Below are 17,610 nucleotides of genomic sequence, written 5' to 3' on the forward strand. Positions count from 1 at the left end.
CGCTGGCGGGGGCGGCCGCCATTGCGCGGCTGATCAACCGGCCCCTCAAGCAGCTGTCGTACGCCGCCAACCGCGTGCGCGACGGCGACTTTGCCGCCAGCCACCTCGACGAAGAGGTGGTCACCAGCGAGATCCGCGAGGTGAACATCGGCTTCAACCGCATGGCGCAGAAACTCGCCAAGCTGGAGCAGGACCGCGCGGTGATGCTGGCCGGCATCTCGCACGACCTGCGCACGCCGCTGGCGCGCCTGCGCCTGGAAACCGAGATGAGCGTGAACGACGACGTGGCGCGCGAGCACATGGTGGCCGACATCGTGCAGCTCGACGCCACCATCGACAAGTTCCTCGACTACGCGCGGCCCGACCACGTGACGCTCACCCCGGTCAACCTGCATGCCGTGGTCTCGTCGTGCGTGTACGCCGTGCAGGACCACCGCGAGCTGCAGATCAGCATGACCATCCCCGAGGACCTGAACGTGCTGGCCGACGAGGTGGAGCTGGCCCGCGTGATCTCCAACCTGCTGGAGAACGCGCGCCGCTATGGCAAGGGCGACGACACCGGCGTGGCCAACGTGGACATCGCCGCCAAGGGCCGCGAGAACTGGGTGCTGGTGAAGATCCGCGACCACGGCATGGGCGTGCCGCCCGAGCAGCTGTCCAACCTGACCAAGCCCTTCTTCCGCGGCGACTCGGCCCGCACCGCCGCCGCTGGCGCGGGGCTGGGCCTGTCCATCGTGGACAAGACGGTGCAGCGCATGGGCGGCATCTTCGCGCTGGCCAACTCCAGCACCGGCGGCCTGGTGGCCCACATCCAGCTGCAGCGCGCCAGCGAGCTGCCCGACGGCGTGGACCCCAAGCAGCGCCTGCAGCGCCCCGCCGTCAAGCGCCAGCTGCCGCGCCGCAGGGCGGAGGACAAGGTGTAGGCAGCGGCAGTCCCCACAGCGGGCCACCCACAGTTCACGGCGGTGGTCCCGAGCCCGCAGGGCTTGCTGCGCATCTCGCTGCCGGTCACCTTTGGCAGACGACCGGTTGCGCCGCACTTCCCCGCCTTTCTTCGAGAGCACCCCAGGAAGGACAGCAGCGAACCGTCAGGCCTGCCGGCTCGCTGTCGGCCGACAACTCCGAGTCACTGTTGCAGGCAGCGATTGCAGGTGCAGGCATCGTCCTCCACCCGACTGGCTGGCCAGTGCTGCCGTGCCAGAAGGCACACTGGTTCAGATACTGACCGAGTGGCAGGGATGGGGCGGAGGGGGCATCTACGCGGTGATGCATCCGGGGCGATTGATCCCCGCCAAAACGCGCTTGTTTGTGGACGGAATCAGCGCAGCGGTCCAGGCAGGGCTGGACCAGCTCGATCTGAGCCTGCGATTTGCATGGCTCCAGAATCCACGAGCCTGTGCACGAACGCGGAGCAGCAGACCCTGGCGATCGCAAACATCCGTTTGGAAGAGCGCTTTCTCTGTGGGCACACCCAGGCCGCAGGATCATTCAACTCGCACAATTTTTTGCGATACTGATCGTTACACCGCCCCCTGGACGCACCGTTCTTGAGCCGCCATTGCGAAGTGATGCATCGCAGGCTCCTGCCCAGATCGTCTGCTCCGTCCCTCTCTCAACGTCAACATGGTTGCAACCATTCTCGTCGGCATGCTGTGCGCACACCTGCTGTGCTTTTCGGTGATGTTCTGGCTCGTCAGCAGACGCCTGCACGGCAAAAAGATGGGGATGGACATTTTTGCGATAGGCAACCTTCTCCTGGGCTTTGCCTATGTGCTGCAACTGGCTGAAGGAGCCCCCGCCTGGAGCCTGATGAGCGTCGTCAATCACACCTTCACACTGGCCTCACCAGTGGCTTACTGGCTGGGCGCCATGCGTTTCTTTGGGCACCATGTCCCTGTGTGGCGCGCAATGCTGGCAGTGGCTGCGACCTACAGCGCCGCGCAGGTGCTGGTGCAGTGGGGACTGGGCCCGGTTGCCCGCCACGCCATGCTCTCCGGCATGTCTGCGCTGCTGTTCCTGGCCATGGTCATCACCGTGGTCTACGGCGTGCGCACATTCGCCAAGGATCTGTACGCGGAGATGGTATTTTTTGCAGCCCTCATCGGCGGCATCTGCGTACTCAATGCGCTCAAGTTCGTGAAGCTTCTGGATGACGGCCTGGATGCACTGCAGATGGACGGCAGTTTTCAACTGGTGTTCTACATCTACATGTCGTCCCTGGCCACAGTCTTGCCACCTTCGATCATTTGGCTGGTACTGCGCCGCTTGACCGATGAGCTGCGCAACACCGCTGCGCGTGACCCCCTGACACAGTTGCTCAACCGCCGCGGACTCACGGAAGCGCTGCAGCTGTATTTCAACTCCCGCAAGGCCGAGCCTGCGCACCTGCTGCTGGTTGACGTCGACCACTTCAAACGCATCAACGATACCCATGGCCACCAAATCGGAGATACCGTGCTGCGCCATATGGCGGAGGTACTTCGGTGCGCTGTGCGCCGGGGCGACCTTGCAGGCCGTATCGGTGGAGAAGAATTCCTGGTCATCTGCCTGGACTCCGACGTTCACGGCGTCAGGCACTTGGCCGAGCGCTTGCGCGCAGCCATCGAAAATCAAGCAATCCATACCGCTGGCACGGCCCACCCACTGCACTGCACGGTCACGATTGGGGTTTCCAACCCATTCGCTGGCGCACATGCCTTCGAGGACGCCATGCGAGAAGCCGACGCCGGCCTCTACCGAGGCAAAGCCGCTGGACGCAACCGGATCGAATGGCCCCCAAGCGCTCACGAAAATCACCCCACCCAGAGCGCAAGCACATCCACAACGCGCCCGATCGACACGGTGGTCTAGCCAGAGTCCCGAGGCAATTGAGTCCCGGGAGTGCGCGGTAGGTGCGACCGCCCCACCTGGATCAGGTCAGCCCACCTCACGCAGCGACGCCCTGAGGATCTTGCCCACCGGTGACTTGGGCAGCTGCTCGCGGAACACGATCTGCCGCGGCACCTTGTAGGCCGTGAGCTGGGTACGGCAGTGGCGCTCCACGTCCTCGGCCGTGAGCGCCGGGCTGCGCGGCACGACGAAGGCGCGCACGGCCTCGCCGGTGCCGGCGTCGTGCACGCCGATGACGGCGGCCTCCGCGATGTCGGGGTGGGCGGCGAGCACGTCTTCCACCTCGTTGGGGTAGACGTTGAAGCCGGACACCAAAATCATGTCCTTCTTGCGGTCCACGATGCGGATGAAGCCGCCCTCCTCCAGTTGCGCGATGTCGCCCGTGTGCAGCCAGCCGTCCCGGATCGCGCTGGCACTGTCTTCCTGCGCATGCAGGTAGCCGGCCACGACCTGCGGCCCCTGTACCAGCAGCTCGCCGCGCTCGCCCTGGGGCAGATCGCGCCCCTGGTCATCGACGATGCGCACGCGGCAGCCCGGCATGGGCACGCCCACGGTGCCCAGGCGCGGCGTGGCCGAAGGCGGGTTGCACGAGACGATGCACGAGGTCTCGGTCATGCCATAGCCCTCCAGGATGGGGCAGACCACGGCCTGCCAGGCCTGCGCGGTCGAGCTGCGCAGGGCCGTGCCGCCCGAGAAAGCATAGCGCAGCTTCGGTGGATTGGCCTGGAACCAGGGCTCGGCCATCAGGCCGGCAAACAGCGTGTCCACGCCGGCGGTCCACTGCACATCGAACTGCTCGAAGGTCTTTTGCAGGTTGGACATGGGGCGCGGGCTGGGCACCAGCAGGTTGCGTGCACCGACCTCGAAGAACACCAGGAAGTTCACCATGAAGGCGAACACGTGGTACATGGGCAGCACGGTGAGCATGGTCTCGCCCTGCTTCGGCCCGTCGTAGGCGTCCAGGAAATCGCGCGTGATGTGCAAGGTGGCCAGGATGTTGCCGTGCGTGATCACCGCCCCCTTGCTGCGCCCGGTGGTACCGCCCGTGTACTGGTACACCGCCACGGGGTGGCTGCGGTGTTCGACGGGCGCCAGCGCCTGGCCGCGCACCAGCGCATCGGCCATGCGCGGCAACGGCGCTGCGGCGGGGTCGGCAGGCCCGGCCATCTTGGCGCGGATGGCCGATGCCACCGGTTCCTCAAAGAAGTCCCACAGGCTGGCGGTGATCACGGGCAGGCCCAGCGCCTCGGCCACAGGCTGTGCCACCGGCAGGAACAGGTCGCACACCAGCAGCAGCTTGGCGCCGCTGTCTTCGAGCTGCAGGCGCAGCTCGCGCCCGGTGTACAGCGGGTTCACGTTGGTCACGATGAGCCCGGCCTTCCACGCACCGAACACCGCAATCGGGTAGTGCAGGCAGTTGGGCATCTGCAACGCGAGCACATCGCCTGCCTGCAGCCCTTGCTCGCGCACCAGCCAGGCGGCAAAGGCGTCCGACAGCGCATCGACCTCTCGAAAGCTGCGAACCACATTCGCGCCCGTGGGCAGCACGAAGGTGAAGGCGGGCTGGTCCCCATGGTCGGTGGCGGCCTGCGTGGCCAGGTGCGCGGCATTGGCGGGCAGTGCCGCCAGGTCCAACTGGTAGTTGCGCAGGGCCTCGGGGTAGGACCCTTCCCAGGGCGAGGACGCTGGCGGTGCGGCGGTGGCGGTCATGGGCTTGTCTCCTGTCTCTTTTTTTATGAACGCATCAGGCCTTGGCTTTAAAAGCCGGCAGCTTGTCACCCAACCGCGCGCCCATCTCCGCGCCCAGCGCCTGCAGGCCGCTCAGGGGGCGCACCATGACTTCGAACTCCGTGATCTGGCCCTGCTCGTTGAAGCGCACCAGGTCGATCCCCTTGAGCTGCTTGTCGCCCACGCGGGCGCTGAACTCCAGCACGATGTTCAGGCCGTCGTCGGTGGCCAGCTGGCGGTGGTAGGTGAAGTCTTCGAACACCTGGATCACGGTGGACAGGGCCAGCATCAGCGCCGGGGCCGAGGTGTAGGCCGTATTCGCCATGGGCGAGCGGAACACCGCATCGGGGTGCACGATGGAGAGCAGGTTCGACAGGTCGCGGCTGGCCACCATGTGGTGCCAGGTGTCGAGCGAGCGGGCAACGGCGGGGTGGATGTTCTTCGGGGCTTCGGTCATGGGATGTCTCCTCGGGTGGTTCTCAACAAAATCAGATCGCGGCTGCGAGCGTCGTGCCCTGCAGGATGGCGCGCTTGGCATCGAGCTCGGCGGCCACGTCGGCACCGCCGATGAGGTGGGCGCTCTGCCCTGCGGCCACGAGGGCGTCGTACAGTTGGCGCAGCGGCTCCTGCCCGGCGCAGACCACGATGTGGTCCACGTCCAGCACCTGGGGCGCGCCGCCGTCGATGCGGATGTGCAGGCCGGCGTCGTCCACGCGCTCGTAGGCCACGCCCGAGCTCATGCCCACATTGCGCGCCTTCAGCGAGGTGCGGTGGATCCAGCCCGTGGTCTTGCCCAGCTGGTCGCCCACCTTGCTGCTCTTGCGCTGCAGCAGGTGCACCTGGCGCGCGGGCGCCTCCACCTGGGCGGCGCGCAGGCCGCCAGCCTGGGCATAGGCGGTGTCGATGCCCCATTCGTCGTTGAACTTGGCGGGCGCCAGGGCGCCGCTCTCGCCCTCGTGCGTGAGGTACTCGCCCACGTCGAAGCCGATGCCGCCCGCGCCGATCACGGCCACGCGCTGGCCCACGGGCTGCTTGTCGCGCAGCACGTCCAGGTAGCTCAGCACCTTGGGGTGGGTGATGCCCTCGATGTCGGGCGTGCGCGGCCGGATGCCGGTGGCCACCACCACCTCGTCATAGCCCTGGCCGGCCAGTTCCTGCGCGGCCACGCGGGTGTTCAGGCGCACCTCCACACCATGCAGCTCCAGCTGGCGGCGGTAGTAGCGCAGGGTTTCGTAGAACTCTTCCTTGCCCGGCACCTGCTTGGCGATGTTGAGCTGGCCGCCGATCTCGCTGCCCGCATCGAACAGCACCACCGCATGGCCGCGCTGCGCGGCCGTGACGGCAAAGCTCAGGCCGGCCGGACCGGCGCCGACCACGGCGATGCGCTTCTTGGCAGCGGTGGGGGCGATGACCAGTTCCGTCTCGTGGCAGGCACGCGGGTTGACCAGGCAACTCGTGATCTTGCCGCCAAAGGTGTGGTCCAGGCAGGCCTGGTTGCAGGCGATGCAGGTGTTGATCTCGTCGGCCCGACCCTGGCGCGCCTTGCGCACGAAGTCGGCATCGGCCAGCAGCGGCCGCGCCATCGACACCATGTCGGCGCAGCCCCCGGCCAGCAGGCGCTCGGCCACCTCGGGCGTGTTGATGCGGTTGGAGGTGATGAGCGGTATGCCCACCTGCCCCATTACCTGCTTCGTCACCCACGCATAGGCCGCGCGCGGCACCTTGGTGGCGATGGTGGGGATGCGCGCCTCGTGCCAGCCGATGCCGGTGTTCAGGATGGTGGCGCCCGCCGCCTCGATGGCCTGGGCCAGCTGTATCACCTCGGCCAGCGTGGAGCCGCCCTCCACCAGGTCGAGCATGGACAGGCGGTAGATGATGATGAAGTTCGGGCCCACGCGCTCACGCGTGCGCCGCACGATCTCGACCGGAAAGCGCATGCGGTTGGCATAGCTGCCGCCCCATGCGTCGTCGCGCTGGTTGCTGCGCGGGGCGATGAACTCGTTGATCAGATAGCCCTCGGAGCCCATGACCTCTACGCCGTCGTAGCCCGCGTGCTGGGCCAGTGCGGCGCAGCGCGCGAAGTCCTCGATGGTCTGCTCCACCTCGTCGGCCGTGAGCGCATGCGGCACATGGGGGTTGATGGGGGCACGCAGGGCACTGGGCGCCACCAGGTCGCGGTGGTAGGCGTAGCGGCCGAAGTGCAGGATCTGCATCGCGATCTTGCCGCCCTCGGCATGCACGGCCTGCGTCACCTTGCGGTGCTGCTCTGCCTCGTGCTCGTTGACCAGCATGGCCCCGCCCTGCATGGGCCGGCCGCGTTCGTTGGGCGCAATGCCGCCCGTGACGATGAGCCCCACCTCGCCGCGCGCCCGCTCGGCATAGAAGGCCGCCATGCGCTCGAAGCCGTTGGCCACTTCTTCGAGCCCCACGTGCATGGAGCCCATGAGCACGCGGTTCCTGAGCGTGGTGAAGCCCAGGTCCAGCGGGGCATGCAGGTGCGGGTAGGGGCTGCTGCCCAGCGGGGCCACAGCGGGTTTGAGGACAGCACTCATCGGGGGTCTCCTTTGTGTTTATGCAACCAGTTGCACAAATATAGCCGCGCAGCCGCGTTTATGCAACTGGTTGCAGAAACGGTGAAAGCATGTTCCGATTCAGGCAAGATCGGGTGTCCTGAATTCCCGGCTGCCTACCTGCTCCCGTCCGATGTCCCTGCCCCATGCCCTTCTCACCGCCCTGGTCGAGCACCCGTGCTCGGGCTCGGAGCTTGCCGAGCGCTTCGACAAGTCCATCGGCTACTTCTGGCACGCCACGCACCAGCAGATCTACCGCGAGCTGGCGCGGCTTGAAGAAGCGCTCTGGATCGAGGCCCTGCCGGCCGAAACGGGCCGCGGCCGCAAGCGCCAGTTCCGACTGCTGCCTGCGGGCCGCAAGGAGCTGCGCCGCTGGATCGCCGAGCAGAACGACCCCACGCCCCTGCGCGACGAACTCATGGTGCGCCTGCGCGCCGAGGCCGCCGTCGGCCCCACGGGGCTGGAGAAGGAAATCGCCCGCCTGCAGGCCATGCACCAGGACAAGCTGGCCATCTACCAGCGCATCGAGCAGCGCGACTTCGTGGGCAAGGAATTGAGCCGCGAACGCCGCCTGCAGCACCTGGTGCTCAAGGCCGGCATCCTGCAGGAAGAGCTGTCGCTGGCGATCTCGAAAGAGGCACTGGAGATACTGGGCGCGCCGTCGACCTCGCAGTCCTGAGGGCGTTCGGCGCGGTCCTTGCGTGCTGCCAAAGGCTGCGCGAAGTGCGGACCACGGCATCTGCGCATAAGTGTTAACCCTTGCACGTCCATACAACTGCATCTATCCGGAGATCTCGGGCGTATCAGCCCCTGAGCTATTGCGCTCACGGCCGAATACCCACGAGGAGATCTCCATGCGAATCAGGAAACTCAGTCTGTTGGCGCTTGCAGCGCTTGCCGCCTGCACGGCAGGCGTCAGCCTGGCGTCCAGCCACCGAGAGGCGCCCTTCATCACCACCCAGCCCAAGGTCGATGGTGCGGACTTTTACCTCTTCAACAGCTACGAGGCGGGGCGTGGCGGTTTCGTCACCATGATCGCCAACTACCTGCCGCTGCAGGACCCCTATGGCGGGCCCAACTACTTCAGCCTGGACCCGAATGCGCTGTACGAGATCCACATCGACAACAACGGTGATGCGGCGGAAGATATCACCCTGCAGTTCCGCTTCAAGAACACGCTGAACAACGGTGGGGCCGGCATCACCCTGGACATCGGCCCGGACGGTGCCCGCAAGAAAGTGGCCATACCGCTGCGCAATGCCGGCGGGATCACGGGCGCGGCGGCAGACCCGGTGTCCTACCGCGAAGAGTACGAGATGTTCATCGTGCGTGGCGACCGGCGCACCGGCAAGCGCGAACAGATCACCATGGCCGGTGGAGGCACCACATTCACCAAGCCCATCGACTACATCGGCGAGAAGTCGCTGGGCAACGCCGCCGCCTACGACGCCTATGCCGGCAAGTACGTGTACGGCATCAACGTGCCCGGCTGCGCCACGCCGGGCAAGGTGTTCGTGGGCCAGCGGCAGGACCCCTTCCCGGTGTCGCTGGGCACCATCTTCGACCTCGTGAATGCCCCTGCCGCCGTGATCACCAGCGAGTCGAATGCGGCGGCCTTCGGCGCGGGCCAGATCGCCAGCAAGAACGTGACCTCGCTCGCCGTCGAGATGCCCACCGCTTGCCTGACCGCCGCATCGGGCGAGAAGGTCATTGGCGGCTGGACCACCGCTAGCTTGCGCCAGGCGCGCGTGCTCAACGGCAAGCCCGACTCCGGCCTGCAGGCCAGCGAGAAGGCCGGCGGCGCCTGGACCCAGGTGTCGCGCCTGGGCATGCCCCTGGTGAACGAAGTCGTCATCGGCCTCAAGGACAAGGACAAGTTCAACGCTTCCCGCCCCAAGGACGATGCCGCCAACTTCGCGGACTATGTGACCCACCCCACGCTGCCGGCCCTGGTCCAGGTGCTGTTCGGCGCGCAGGCTCCCACCAACTTCCCGCGCACGGACCTGATGACGGCCTTCCTCACGGGCCTGCCCACCGTCAACCGCCCGGGCAACATCACGGCACTGGGTACCGGTGGGCCTTTGGCGGAAATGCTGCGCCTGAATACCGGCATTGCGGCCACGCCGGCCAGCGCGCAGAACTCGCTGGGCGTGGTGGCGGGCGATGCCGCCGGCTTCCCCAACGGGCGCCGCCTGGGCGATGACGTGGTCGACGTCTCGCTGCGCGTGGCCATGGGTGCGCTGTGCACCTTGACCGGTGCGACCGATGCGCTCAAGGTGGGTTGCAAGCCCGCCGATGCGCCTGCCGGCGCGGTCGAGTTCGTGGACGGCGCACGCACCAAGGCGACCGACTACAAGACCGCCTTCCCGTACGTGAACACGCCGCTGCCTGGCGCCAAGAACTTCTGATGCGAGGGATGCACACCATGCCCAACACCAAGATGCAAAAGGCCGCCCTGGTGGCCGTGGGAGCGATGGCGCTGACGGCCTGTGGCGGCGGCGGCAGTGACAACGCCGGGCCCGATGGCGGCGCCGGCGCGGTGAACGCCTTTGCCTACACCCAGCCGATTGCGGCCAGCGTGCAGGACGCGGCCGAACCCGTGGCCGTGGACCAACTGGTGCTGTCCACCAGCGATACCGACGAGCCAGACACCCGTCTGTGACGTTGCCAGGGGCGGTGGCCGCATGCTCGTGCATGCGGCCACCGCCTGCTGCGCGCTTACCCCTTCACACCTGCGGACTCCCATGACACACCCTGCCCGCCTTTTCTGGGGGATCGGCCTTGCCCTGTGCTGCCTGGGAACGGCCGCCGCCGTGCAAGAGCTGCGTCCCGCGTCAGATACCGAGGTGATCGAGGTGCTGCCCGAGCGGGTCAGCCTCGCACCGGCTACGCCACAGGCCGCCGCGACCGCTGCGCGCCGCTGGATCACCCTGGCCCGCGAGACCGCCGACCCCCGCTACCTGGGCCGCGCCCAGGCCGTGCTGGCCCTGTGGTGGGGCAAGCCCGACGCGCCGCCCGAACTGGCGGTGCTGCAGGCCACGGTGGAGCAAAGCCGCCATGAATTCGATGCCGCGCGCACGACATTGAAGCGCGCCCTGCAGGCCGACCCTGCCCAGGTGCAGGGCTGGCTGACCCTGGCCACGCTGGAGCGGGTGGCCGCCCGCTATGCCGAATCCGAGACCGCCTGCCGCAACGTGGCGCGCCATGGGGCTGCGCTGCACGCCACGGCCTGCCTGCTCGAAAGCCGCTCGCTGCAGGGCCAGAGCGACGCGGCACGCAGCGGCTTCACAACACTCATCGGACAGGCAGCGGATCCGGCTGGCCGTGCCTGGCTGCTGTCGCTGCTGGCCGAGAGCGAGGAACGCGCCGGCCGCGACGATGCGGCCGATGCCGCCTACCGCAGCAGCCTGGCTGCGGCGCCCGACGGGTACACCGCCCTGGCCCATGCCGACCTGCTGCTGCGCCTGGGCCGCCCGGCCGCCGCCTTGGATGTGCTCAAGGCCCAGCCCACCAGCGACGCCGTGCTGTTGCGCCGCGCCCAGGCCCTGCGGCTCATGGGCAAGACCGTGCAGTCACAGGCCCTGGCCACCGAACTGCAGGCCCGGTTCGCGGCCCTTGCGGCACGCGGCGAAGCCCTGGATGCCCACGCCCGAGAACGCTCGCTGCTGGCGCTGTGGCTGCAGGGCCAGCCCCGGGAGGCCTGGCATGCCGCGCAGGCCAACCTGGCCTTGCAGAAAGAGCCGCTGGACTGGTGGCTGGCGCTGCAGACCTCCGAGCAATCCGGCGACGCCGCCGCCCACCGAACGGTGGTGGAGAGCTTTCAACGCACGGGCCTGCAGGACGCGCGCCTGGCCCGCTGGCAAGCACGGGGAGGCAAGTGATGCACCCGCCACGGATCCCACGAACGACCTGCGCGCTGCGTTGGGTGGCGATGGCCGGAGCCCTGGCCGCCGCCTGCGCCGCAGCGCCCAGCGCCTGGGCGCACAAGGCCAGCGATGCCTACCTGCGGGTGACTGGCGCCGGCGGCGCCGAACCCGCCGCGCGCACCGATGCCGTGGCGCTGCAGCTTTCGCTGGCGCTCAAGGACGTGGATGCCGCGCTGGACCTGCTCGATGCCGACGGCAACCGCCAGCTCACCTGGGGCGAGATCAAGCAGGCCACGCCTGCGGTGGCCGCCTGGGTGGACCAGGGCATCCGCTGGCAGTGTGGCGATGCCGTGCTGGCCCCCGCGTGGCGCTTCGAGGCACTGGAACAGCGCACCGACGGCCGCTACCTGCGCATGGCGGCTGCACTCGACTGCGGAGCCACACAAGCGCTGGCGCTGGACTACCGCCTGATGCAGGGCATCGACCCCACGCACCGCCTGCTGGTCAGCGGGCAACTGGGTGGACAGCCGCTGGCCGCCGTGCTGGCACCCGACGGCCGCTCGCGCACTGACCTGCGCGCGGTGGGCGGCAGCACGGCCACACCCGAGGCTGCAACGGCCCGCAGCGGCCCGGCCACGCTGCTGCACTTTGTCTCGGAGGGCGTACACCACATCCTCGAAGGCTATGACCACCTGGCCTTTCTGCTGGCCCTGCTGCTGCCGATCACGCTGCTGCGCCGCCAGGGCGCGGCGCAGGCCACGGCGGCCCCCGGGCCGTGGGGCGGCCTCAAGGCGCTGCTGCTCACCGTGACCAGCTTCACGCTGGGCCATTCGGTCACGCTGGTGCTGGCAGGCCTGGGCTGGGTCACCGTCTCGGGCAACTGGGTCGAGCCGGCGATTGCCATCAGCATCGGCGTCTCGGCATTGCTCAACCTGTTCCCGGTGAAGGGGCTGCGCAGCGATCTGCTGGCGCTGTGCTTTGGCCTGGTGCATGGACTGGGGTTCTCGGGCGCGTTGGTCGAGGCCGGCGTCTCTGGCGGCCTGCTGGTCTGGGCGCTGGCGGGGTTCAACCTCGGGGTGGAGGCCGGGCAGCTCATGGTCGTCGCAGTCTGGTGCGGCGCCTCCCTGCTGCTGGCACGCTGGTCGGGCTACCGCACCGTGGTGGTCAAGGGCGGCTCGGTGGCACTGATCGTGCTCTCGCTGTACTGGACGGTGCAGCGCATGGCGTTCTCTGGCTGAGGGTGGGCCGGGAGCCTGCGCGGCAGGACTCCTGGACAATGAAAAGGCAGACATGAAGAAGAAAAAGCGCTCTCGCACGGCAACGCCGCGCCCCCTGGCGCTCGGCATTCTGGTGGCCAGCATGGCCACCACGGCGGCCTGGGCCCAACAACAGCCCACGCACCTGCCCGAGGTCGATGTGCGCGGCCCCAGGGACGTGACCATCGGCCTGGCCGACAGCGCCAGCGAGGGTGCGGTGGAGCGGGAGTCGTTCCAGGCGCGTCCCAAGCTGCGGCCCGGCGACATCGTCGAGGCCGTGCCCGGGGTGGTGGCCACCCAGCACTCGGGGGATGGCAAGGCCAACCAGTATTTTCTGCGCGGCTTCAACCTGGACCACGGCACCGACTTCTCGGTCACAGTGGACGGCATGCCGGTCAACATGCCCACGCACGGCCACGGCCAGGGTTTTGCCGACCTGAACTTCCTGATTCCCGACCTGGTCTCGGGCGTGCGCTACCGCAAAGGGCCCTACTTCGCCGACAGCGGCGACTTCTCCGTGGCGGGCAGCGCCTCGCTCGACTACGTGAGCGCGCTCGATGCTCCGTTCGCCGAGGTGACCCTGGGGCCCAACCACCTGCGCCGCCTGCTGGCGGCCGGCTCGCGCACCCGGGACGACCAGACCTGGCTGGGCGCCATCGAGCTCGAAGGCAACGACGGCCCCTGGGACGTGCCCGAGCGCCTGCGCAAGATCAACGCCGTGGTGCGCTATGCGCAGGGCTCCCCCAGCCGGGGCTTCAGCGTGACCGGCATGGCCTACCGCAACCGCTGGAACGCCACCGACCAGATCCCCGAGCGCCTGATCGACAGCGGCGAGCTGCCGCGCTTCGGCTCGCTCAACCCCACCGACGGCGGCAGCACCCGGCGCCTGAGCCTGTCAGGCAAATGGTTCGACAAGGGGCCCGAGGGCCAGACCCAGATCAGCGCCTATGCCATCGACTACCGCTTCGACCTGTTCTCCGACTTCACCTACTTCCTGCGCGACCCGGTCAACGGTGACCAGTTCGAGCAGTCCGACCGGCGCCGCGTGCTCGGCGCCCAGGCCTCGCACAGCCTGCCCAACCGGATCGCCGGCCTGGACGGTGTATTGAGCATTGGCGCACAGTGGCGCGGCGACCGCATCGCCGAGGTGGGCCTGTACAACACGGCCGTCCGCCAGCGCCTGTCCACCGTGCGCAATGACCGGGTATCGCAGGACATGCTGTCGGTGCATGTGCAGCAGTTCGTGAGCTTCACCGAGGGCCTGCGCGGCTACGCGGGCTTGCGCGGCGACCTGCTGCACTACGACGTGCAGGGCCGCGAGGCCGTGTACGGCGCAGCCAACAGCGGCAGCGGCCACGACGCACTCGTGAGCCCCAAGGCCGGGCTGGCCTGGGCCATCACCCCCGTGCATGAGCTGTACCTGAACATGGGCGTGGGCTCGCACAGCAACGACGTGCGTGGCGCCACCATCCAGACCGATCCGCAAAGCGGGCTGCCGGCCGAGCGCGTGCCTGCGCTGGTCAAGGGCGTTGGCAGCGAGATCGGCTGGCGCTACCAGCCTGGCGACGACCTGACCATCACCACGGCGCTGTGGCAGCTCAAGCTCGATTCCGAGCTGGTGTATGTGGGCGATGCAGGCACCACCGAGCCGGGCCGCGCCAGCTACCGGCGCGGCATCGAGACCACCGTGCGCTGGAAGCCCCACGCCCGCTGGCGCCTGGAAGCCGATGCCGCCGTATCACGCGCGCGCTTTCGCGGGCAGGCGCCCGAGGGCGAAGGCAACTACGTGGACAACGCACTTGAGCGCGTGCTGGCCGTGGGCGCGGTCTACACCCAGGGCCCGCTGACCGCCTCGCTGCGCCTGCGCTATATGGGGCCGCGCGCGCTGGACACGCTCAACTCCGTGCGCTCGCGTGCCAACACGGTGCTCAATGCCGGCGTGCGCTATGCGATAAGCAAGCAGCTCACCCTGGGCCTGGACGTGTTCAATCTGGCCGGCAAGAAGGGCAACGACATCGAGTACCTCTACGCATCGTGCACGGCAGGCGAAGCGGCGCGCGGTGACTGCACGGGCGGCGGCATCGAAGGCCGCCATGTGCACCCCATGGAGCCACGCAGCGCGCGGCTCAGTGCGCGCTGGACATTCTGACTGTGCAGCGCCCGCTCAAACAGCGACCCGCGGCAGCATCACGGTGATCCGCGTCGTGTTGGACTCGTCCGACACATCGAGTTCAATGCTGCCGTTCTGGGCCTGTACGAGCAACTGCGCGGAGTAGGTGCCCAGGCCCGTGCCATCGGCCTTGCCCGAGGTCACGAACTTGTCGAAGAAGCGGCTGCGGATGGCCACCGGCACGGCACCGGTGTTGCTGATGGCGATGCGCAAGGGGTCCTGGTCCTGCAGCTGCACGGAGACGCGGGAGTCGGTCGGCGCGGCTTCGCAGGCGTTCTTCAGCAGGTTCTGGAAGACCGAGTAGCACAGGGTGGCATCCGCCAGCGCCAGGGGCGGCTCCTCCCCCACCGCCACGTCCGCATCCACCGCGATGGACAGGCCTTTCTCGGCAAAGGTCACGCGGTTCATCTCGGCGATGCGGCGCAGCAGCTCCCCGATGCGCACGGGTTTCGCGTGCAGAACGAAGCGGCCGGATTCGATCTTGTACAGCTCGGACGACAGGTTGATCATGTTGAGCACCTGCATCACGCTTTCTTCCATCAGGCGCAACTGCTCGACCTGGCGGCGCCCGACCGAGTCGTCCTCGATCAGCGCCTGCACCAGGCCCAGCGCCCCGGCCAGCGGCGCCTTGATGTCGTGCCGGGTGATGCGCTCGACGTCCTCGCGCAGTTGGGCGGTTTCGACCATGCTGTCGAACTCGGCCTGCAGGTCCTTGCGCAGCTGCACGTAGCGCATGAAATTGCGCACACGCGGCTTGAGCGTTTCGGGATCGATGGGCTTGGTGATGAAGTCCACGGCGCCCAGGTCGAGCCCCCGGATGCGCGCATCGGCCGATGCCATGGCGGTGACGAAGATGATGGGAATGGTCTCGGACGTGGGGTGCTCGCGCATCAGCCGGGCGACCTCGAAGCCATCCATGCCGGGCATCATGATGTCCAACAGCACCAGGTCGGGAGGGTCGTTGGATGTCAGCACCTCCATCGCCTTGGCACCTGTCTGCGCCAGCCGCACCCGGTATTCGCCCTTGAACAGCTGGGACAGCAGCAGCAGGTTGTCGGGGGTGTCGTCCACGATCAGTATCGTCGGTCGGGCAGCCTCCTGCGGCTCGGCGGATGGCGCGCCGGCAGCACCCTGTGCAGGCAAGGCCTGCGCTGGCATTCCCTCCCCCGCAAAGCTGCCAGGGCCGCGGGGCTTCCATTGCAAGGCCTTTTCCAGGCGCTGCGCCAGCTGCTTGGGCGAGTAGGGCTTGAGCAGCATGGAGGTCACGCCCATCGCGATGGCCTCTTCCACGCGCTTGCGCTCCGCCTCGGCGGTGATCAGTACGAAGGGGATCGCAAACAGCTTTTCGTCCGCGCGCATGGCCTGCAGCAGCTCCACGCCCGTCATCACGGGCATGTTCCAGTCCGACAGCACCACGTCGAAGTGCTGGCCCTTGAGCAGGCGCAGCGCTTCGGCCCCGTTGCGCGCGGACTCGATGCGCTCCACCCCCATTTGCCGCAGCTGGTTGATGGTGACCTTGCGCATAGCCTCGAAATCGTCCACCACCAGGCAGCGCGCGCCCTGGCCGATGGTCGACGCATTGGAAACCGTGAAATGGCTCATGGTGCCTGCCCCCCCTCAACTTGCCGGGCAGGGCCGGCAGCAGCCCCTGCGGCGTCTTCACCCACAAAACGCTGAATGCCCACGGCCACGATGGGCTCCATGTCCATCAGCAACAGACGGTGCTCCTGGCTGAACGGCTCGGTCAGGGCCAGCTCGATGATGGCCGAGACGCGCCCTGCTTGCTTGATGGGCAACAGGTAGATTGCGGCGGGAGTGCAATGCCCCAGGCCCGACTGGATGCGCAGGTAGTCCGCCCCCGGGGCCTCGATGAGCACGGGCTCGCCCGTGGCGGCGCAGCGCTCGATCATGCCGGCCGTCGTCGGCCATTCCGACAGGGTCTGCTGCGCCGTCGCCCCCGATCCCGCATAGTGGGCCAGCGCGCGGACGCTGCGGTCTTCGTCCACCAGCACCATCAGCGCCTGCCCCATGGGCAGCTGCCGCGCCAGTTCCCGCAGAACGATGCGCGCAAAGGCCGCCAGCGTGCCCACCTGTTGCAGCGCGAGCAACAGGTCCGACACGGCGCGCCGCCGGCTGGCATCGCGGGTCAACTGGTCGTGGCTCTGCTGCAGGGCCTTGAGCGTCAGTTGGTGCCGGCCCGCCTCGCGCCGCAGCCGCGTGGCCCAGAACAGCATCGCCAGCAACACCCCGGAAAGGCCCGTCCCCAAGGGGATGATCCAGGCCATCCACAGCTCGCGCCATCTCCCGTCGTCATCGAACGACGCGAAGAACAACTGGTATTCCATCAGCGACACCCCGTACCTGCGGCGCCAGGAGACATCCAGGTTCGACCCCACGCGCCGGCTGTCGTTGAAATAGCGCTGCAGCGCCCGCTCCAGATCTGCGGCGGCGAAGGCAATGCCCCAACCCGCAGTGGTGGCCTCGCCGACCGCAAACAGTACGTCCAGGTTGTCGAGGTCGTTGCGCACCCAGTGGAAGGCCGATTCGGCCGCAATCACGGTGAAGTCCGCCCGGCGCTGCGCCACCGCCTGCATGGACTGATCGGTGGGGGCAGTCTCGATGACAACGGGCGCGCTTTCCCCAAGGCCGGCGTTGAATCCCTGCAACCACCCTTCGTAGGCCGTCCCGGCCTGGACCGATGCCTTGCGCCCGGCGAGATCGGCCTCGCTGCGCAAAACGGAGCGCATCTCGGGCCGTGCGACGACGACATTGCGTGTGGCGAAGTACGGCACCAGGGTCATCTTGGTCTTGCGCCAGTCGGTGATGTGCAGGTCGTTGGGGTACAGGTCGCACTTTCCCGTGGCCAGCAGCGCGGCTTCGTAGCGCTCGCCCTGCACGGTCACGCCCTGTGCGTTGTGGAACTGCTGGTCCCACCGGGCAAGCGTCACCGTGCGGGCCTCAACACCCAGGTAGCGCGCAAAATCTTCGCCATCCAACCGGTAGTTGTCGGCGCTGGACCCTGCCACACAGATGCGCAGCTCGCGGCTGCGCTCGATCTCCTGCAGCGTGCGGCCGAAGGCGCTGCCCGCTGCCAGTGTGAAGGCCAGAAACCAGGCAATGGATTGCATGCG

At 67.9% G+C, this 17,610-nt stretch carries 13 protein-coding genes; 8 read left to right on the forward strand and 5 right to left on the reverse strand.

From position 1 onward, the window contains the following. Window positions 1-923: ATP-binding protein (locus tag PMI14_RS12800; protein ID WP_035203588.1), on the forward strand; the 923-nt coding region annotated here is incomplete at its 5' end. Between the two features lie 700 nt (window positions 924-1,623). Next, window positions 1,624-2,850 carry a GGDEF domain-containing protein gene (locus tag PMI14_RS12805; protein WP_007854943.1) on the forward strand — a complete coding sequence of 409 codons (1,227 nt, stop codon included), beginning with the start codon at window positions 1,624-1,626 and terminating at the stop codon, window positions 2,848-2,850. A 66-nt stretch (window positions 2,851-2,916) separates the two neighbouring features. Here PMI14_RS12805 and PMI14_RS12810 read toward each other — a convergent pair whose 3' ends face one another. The 3 genes from PMI14_RS12810 to PMI14_RS12820 are packed head-to-tail and all read right to left on the reverse strand — an operon-like array spanning window position 2,917 to window position 7,169. Next, window positions 2,917-4,599 carry a long-chain fatty acid--CoA ligase gene (locus tag PMI14_RS12810; RefSeq protein ID WP_007854944.1) on the reverse strand — a complete coding sequence of 561 codons (1,683 nt, stop codon included), beginning with the start codon at window positions 4,597-4,599 and terminating at the stop codon, window positions 2,917-2,919. Between the two features lie 34 nt (window positions 4,600-4,633). Next, window positions 4,634-5,074 carry a nuclear transport factor 2 family protein gene (locus PMI14_RS12815; protein ID WP_007854945.1) on the reverse strand — a complete coding sequence of 147 codons (441 nt, stop codon included), beginning with the start codon at window positions 5,072-5,074 and terminating at the stop codon, window positions 4,634-4,636. Window positions 5,075-5,105: 31 nt separating this feature from the next. Then, the gene (locus PMI14_RS12820) at window positions 5,106-7,169 is read right to left on the reverse strand and encodes an NADPH-dependent 2,4-dienoyl-CoA reductase (protein WP_007854946.1); all 2,064 of its coding nucleotides are present in this window, start codon (window positions 7,167-7,169) and stop codon (window positions 5,106-5,108) included. Between the two features lie 151 nt (window positions 7,170-7,320). Here PMI14_RS12820 and PMI14_RS12825 point away from each other — a divergent pair, with 151 nt between their 5' ends. The 6 genes from PMI14_RS12825 (at window position 7,321) to PMI14_RS12850 (ending at window position 14,458) form a co-directional block, all read left to right on the forward strand. Further along, complete coding sequence (locus PMI14_RS12825) at window positions 7,321-7,866, forward strand: PadR family transcriptional regulator (RefSeq protein ID WP_007854951.1); 546 nt, start codon at window positions 7,321-7,323, stop codon at window positions 7,864-7,866. Window positions 7,867-8,041: 175 nt separating this feature from the next. Continuing rightward, window positions 8,042-9,595 (forward strand): DUF4331 domain-containing protein, encoded by a 1,554-nt coding sequence (locus PMI14_RS12830; RefSeq protein ID WP_007854953.1) that lies wholly within the window; start codon window positions 8,042-8,044, stop codon window positions 9,593-9,595. Between the two features lie 17 nt (window positions 9,596-9,612). Then, window positions 9,613-9,849 carry a hypothetical protein gene (locus PMI14_RS12835; protein ID WP_007854954.1) on the forward strand — a complete coding sequence of 79 codons (237 nt, stop codon included), beginning with the start codon at window positions 9,613-9,615 and terminating at the stop codon, window positions 9,847-9,849. A gap of 82 nt (window positions 9,850-9,931) precedes the next feature. Further along, complete coding sequence (locus PMI14_RS12840) at window positions 9,932-11,068, forward strand: hypothetical protein (protein WP_007854956.1); 1,137 nt, start codon at window positions 9,932-9,934, stop codon at window positions 11,066-11,068. Beyond that, the gene (locus PMI14_RS12845) at window positions 11,068-12,291 is read left to right on the forward strand and encodes a HupE/UreJ family protein (protein WP_007854958.1); all 1,224 of its coding nucleotides are present in this window, start codon (window positions 11,068-11,070) and stop codon (window positions 12,289-12,291) included. Before PMI14_RS12840 ends, PMI14_RS12845 begins: the two co-directional genes overlap by 1 nt. A 52-nt stretch (window positions 12,292-12,343) precedes the next feature. Beyond that, window positions 12,344-14,458, forward strand: a complete 2,115-nt coding sequence (locus PMI14_RS12850) for a TonB-dependent receptor (protein WP_007854959.1) — start codon at window positions 12,344-12,346, stop codon at window positions 14,456-14,458. 15 nt (window positions 14,459-14,473) lie between these two features. On the opposite strand, the gene PMI14_RS12855 is transcribed toward PMI14_RS12850, so the two are convergent. Together PMI14_RS12855 and PMI14_RS12860 are read right to left on the reverse strand one after the other, a co-directional pair. After that, on the reverse strand, window positions 14,474-16,081 hold the full coding sequence (locus PMI14_RS12855; RefSeq protein WP_007854960.1) for a response regulator: 1,608 nt from the start codon (window positions 16,079-16,081) through the stop codon (window positions 14,474-14,476). Next, entirely contained in the window at window positions 16,078-17,607 is a 1,530-nt protein-coding gene (locus PMI14_RS12860; protein WP_007854961.1) for a transporter substrate-binding domain-containing protein, read from the reverse strand. Before PMI14_RS12860 ends, PMI14_RS12855 begins: the two co-directional genes overlap by 4 nt. Window positions 17,608-17,610: the final 3 nt, after the last annotated feature.

Source organism: Acidovorax sp. CF316 (assembly GCF_000276605.1).
Taxonomy (GTDB): domain Bacteria; phylum Pseudomonadota; class Gammaproteobacteria; order Burkholderiales; family Burkholderiaceae_C; genus Acidovorax.

Excerpts from the sequence above, each read along its gene's own strand:
- PMI14_RS12805 (WP_007854943.1), top strand. The coding sequence starts at position 1,624 with ATGGTTGCAACCATTCTCGTCGGCATGCTGTGCGCACACCTGCTGTGC.
- PMI14_RS12810 (WP_007854944.1), bottom strand. The coding sequence starts at position 4,599 with ATGACCGCCACCGCCGCACCGCCAGCGTCCTCGCCCTGGGAAGGGTCC.
- PMI14_RS12815 (WP_007854945.1), bottom strand. The coding sequence starts at position 5,074 with ATGACCGAAGCCCCGAAGAACATCCACCCCGCCGTTGCCCGCTCGCTC.
- PMI14_RS12820 (WP_007854946.1), bottom strand. The coding sequence starts at position 7,169 with ATGAGTGCTGTCCTCAAACCCGCTGTGGCCCCGCTGGGCAGCAGCCCC.
- PMI14_RS12825 (WP_007854951.1), top strand. The coding sequence starts at position 7,321 with ATGTCCCTGCCCCATGCCCTTCTCACCGCCCTGGTCGAGCACCCGTGC.
- PMI14_RS12830 (WP_007854953.1), top strand. The coding sequence starts at position 8,042 with ATGCGAATCAGGAAACTCAGTCTGTTGGCGCTTGCAGCGCTTGCCGCC.
- PMI14_RS12835 (WP_007854954.1), top strand. The coding sequence starts at position 9,613 with ATGCCCAACACCAAGATGCAAAAGGCCGCCCTGGTGGCCGTGGGAGCG.
- PMI14_RS12840 (WP_007854956.1), top strand. The coding sequence starts at position 9,932 with ATGACACACCCTGCCCGCCTTTTCTGGGGGATCGGCCTTGCCCTGTGC.
- PMI14_RS12845 (WP_007854958.1), top strand. The coding sequence starts at position 11,068 with ATGCACCCGCCACGGATCCCACGAACGACCTGCGCGCTGCGTTGGGTG.
- PMI14_RS12850 (WP_007854959.1), top strand. The coding sequence starts at position 12,344 with ATGAAGAAGAAAAAGCGCTCTCGCACGGCAACGCCGCGCCCCCTGGCG.
- PMI14_RS12855 (WP_007854960.1), bottom strand. The coding sequence starts at position 16,081 with ATGAGCCATTTCACGGTTTCCAATGCGTCGACCATCGGCCAGGGCGCG.
- PMI14_RS12860 (WP_007854961.1), bottom strand. The coding sequence starts at position 17,607 with ATGCAATCCATTGCCTGGTTTCTGGCCTTCACACTGGCAGCGGGCAGC.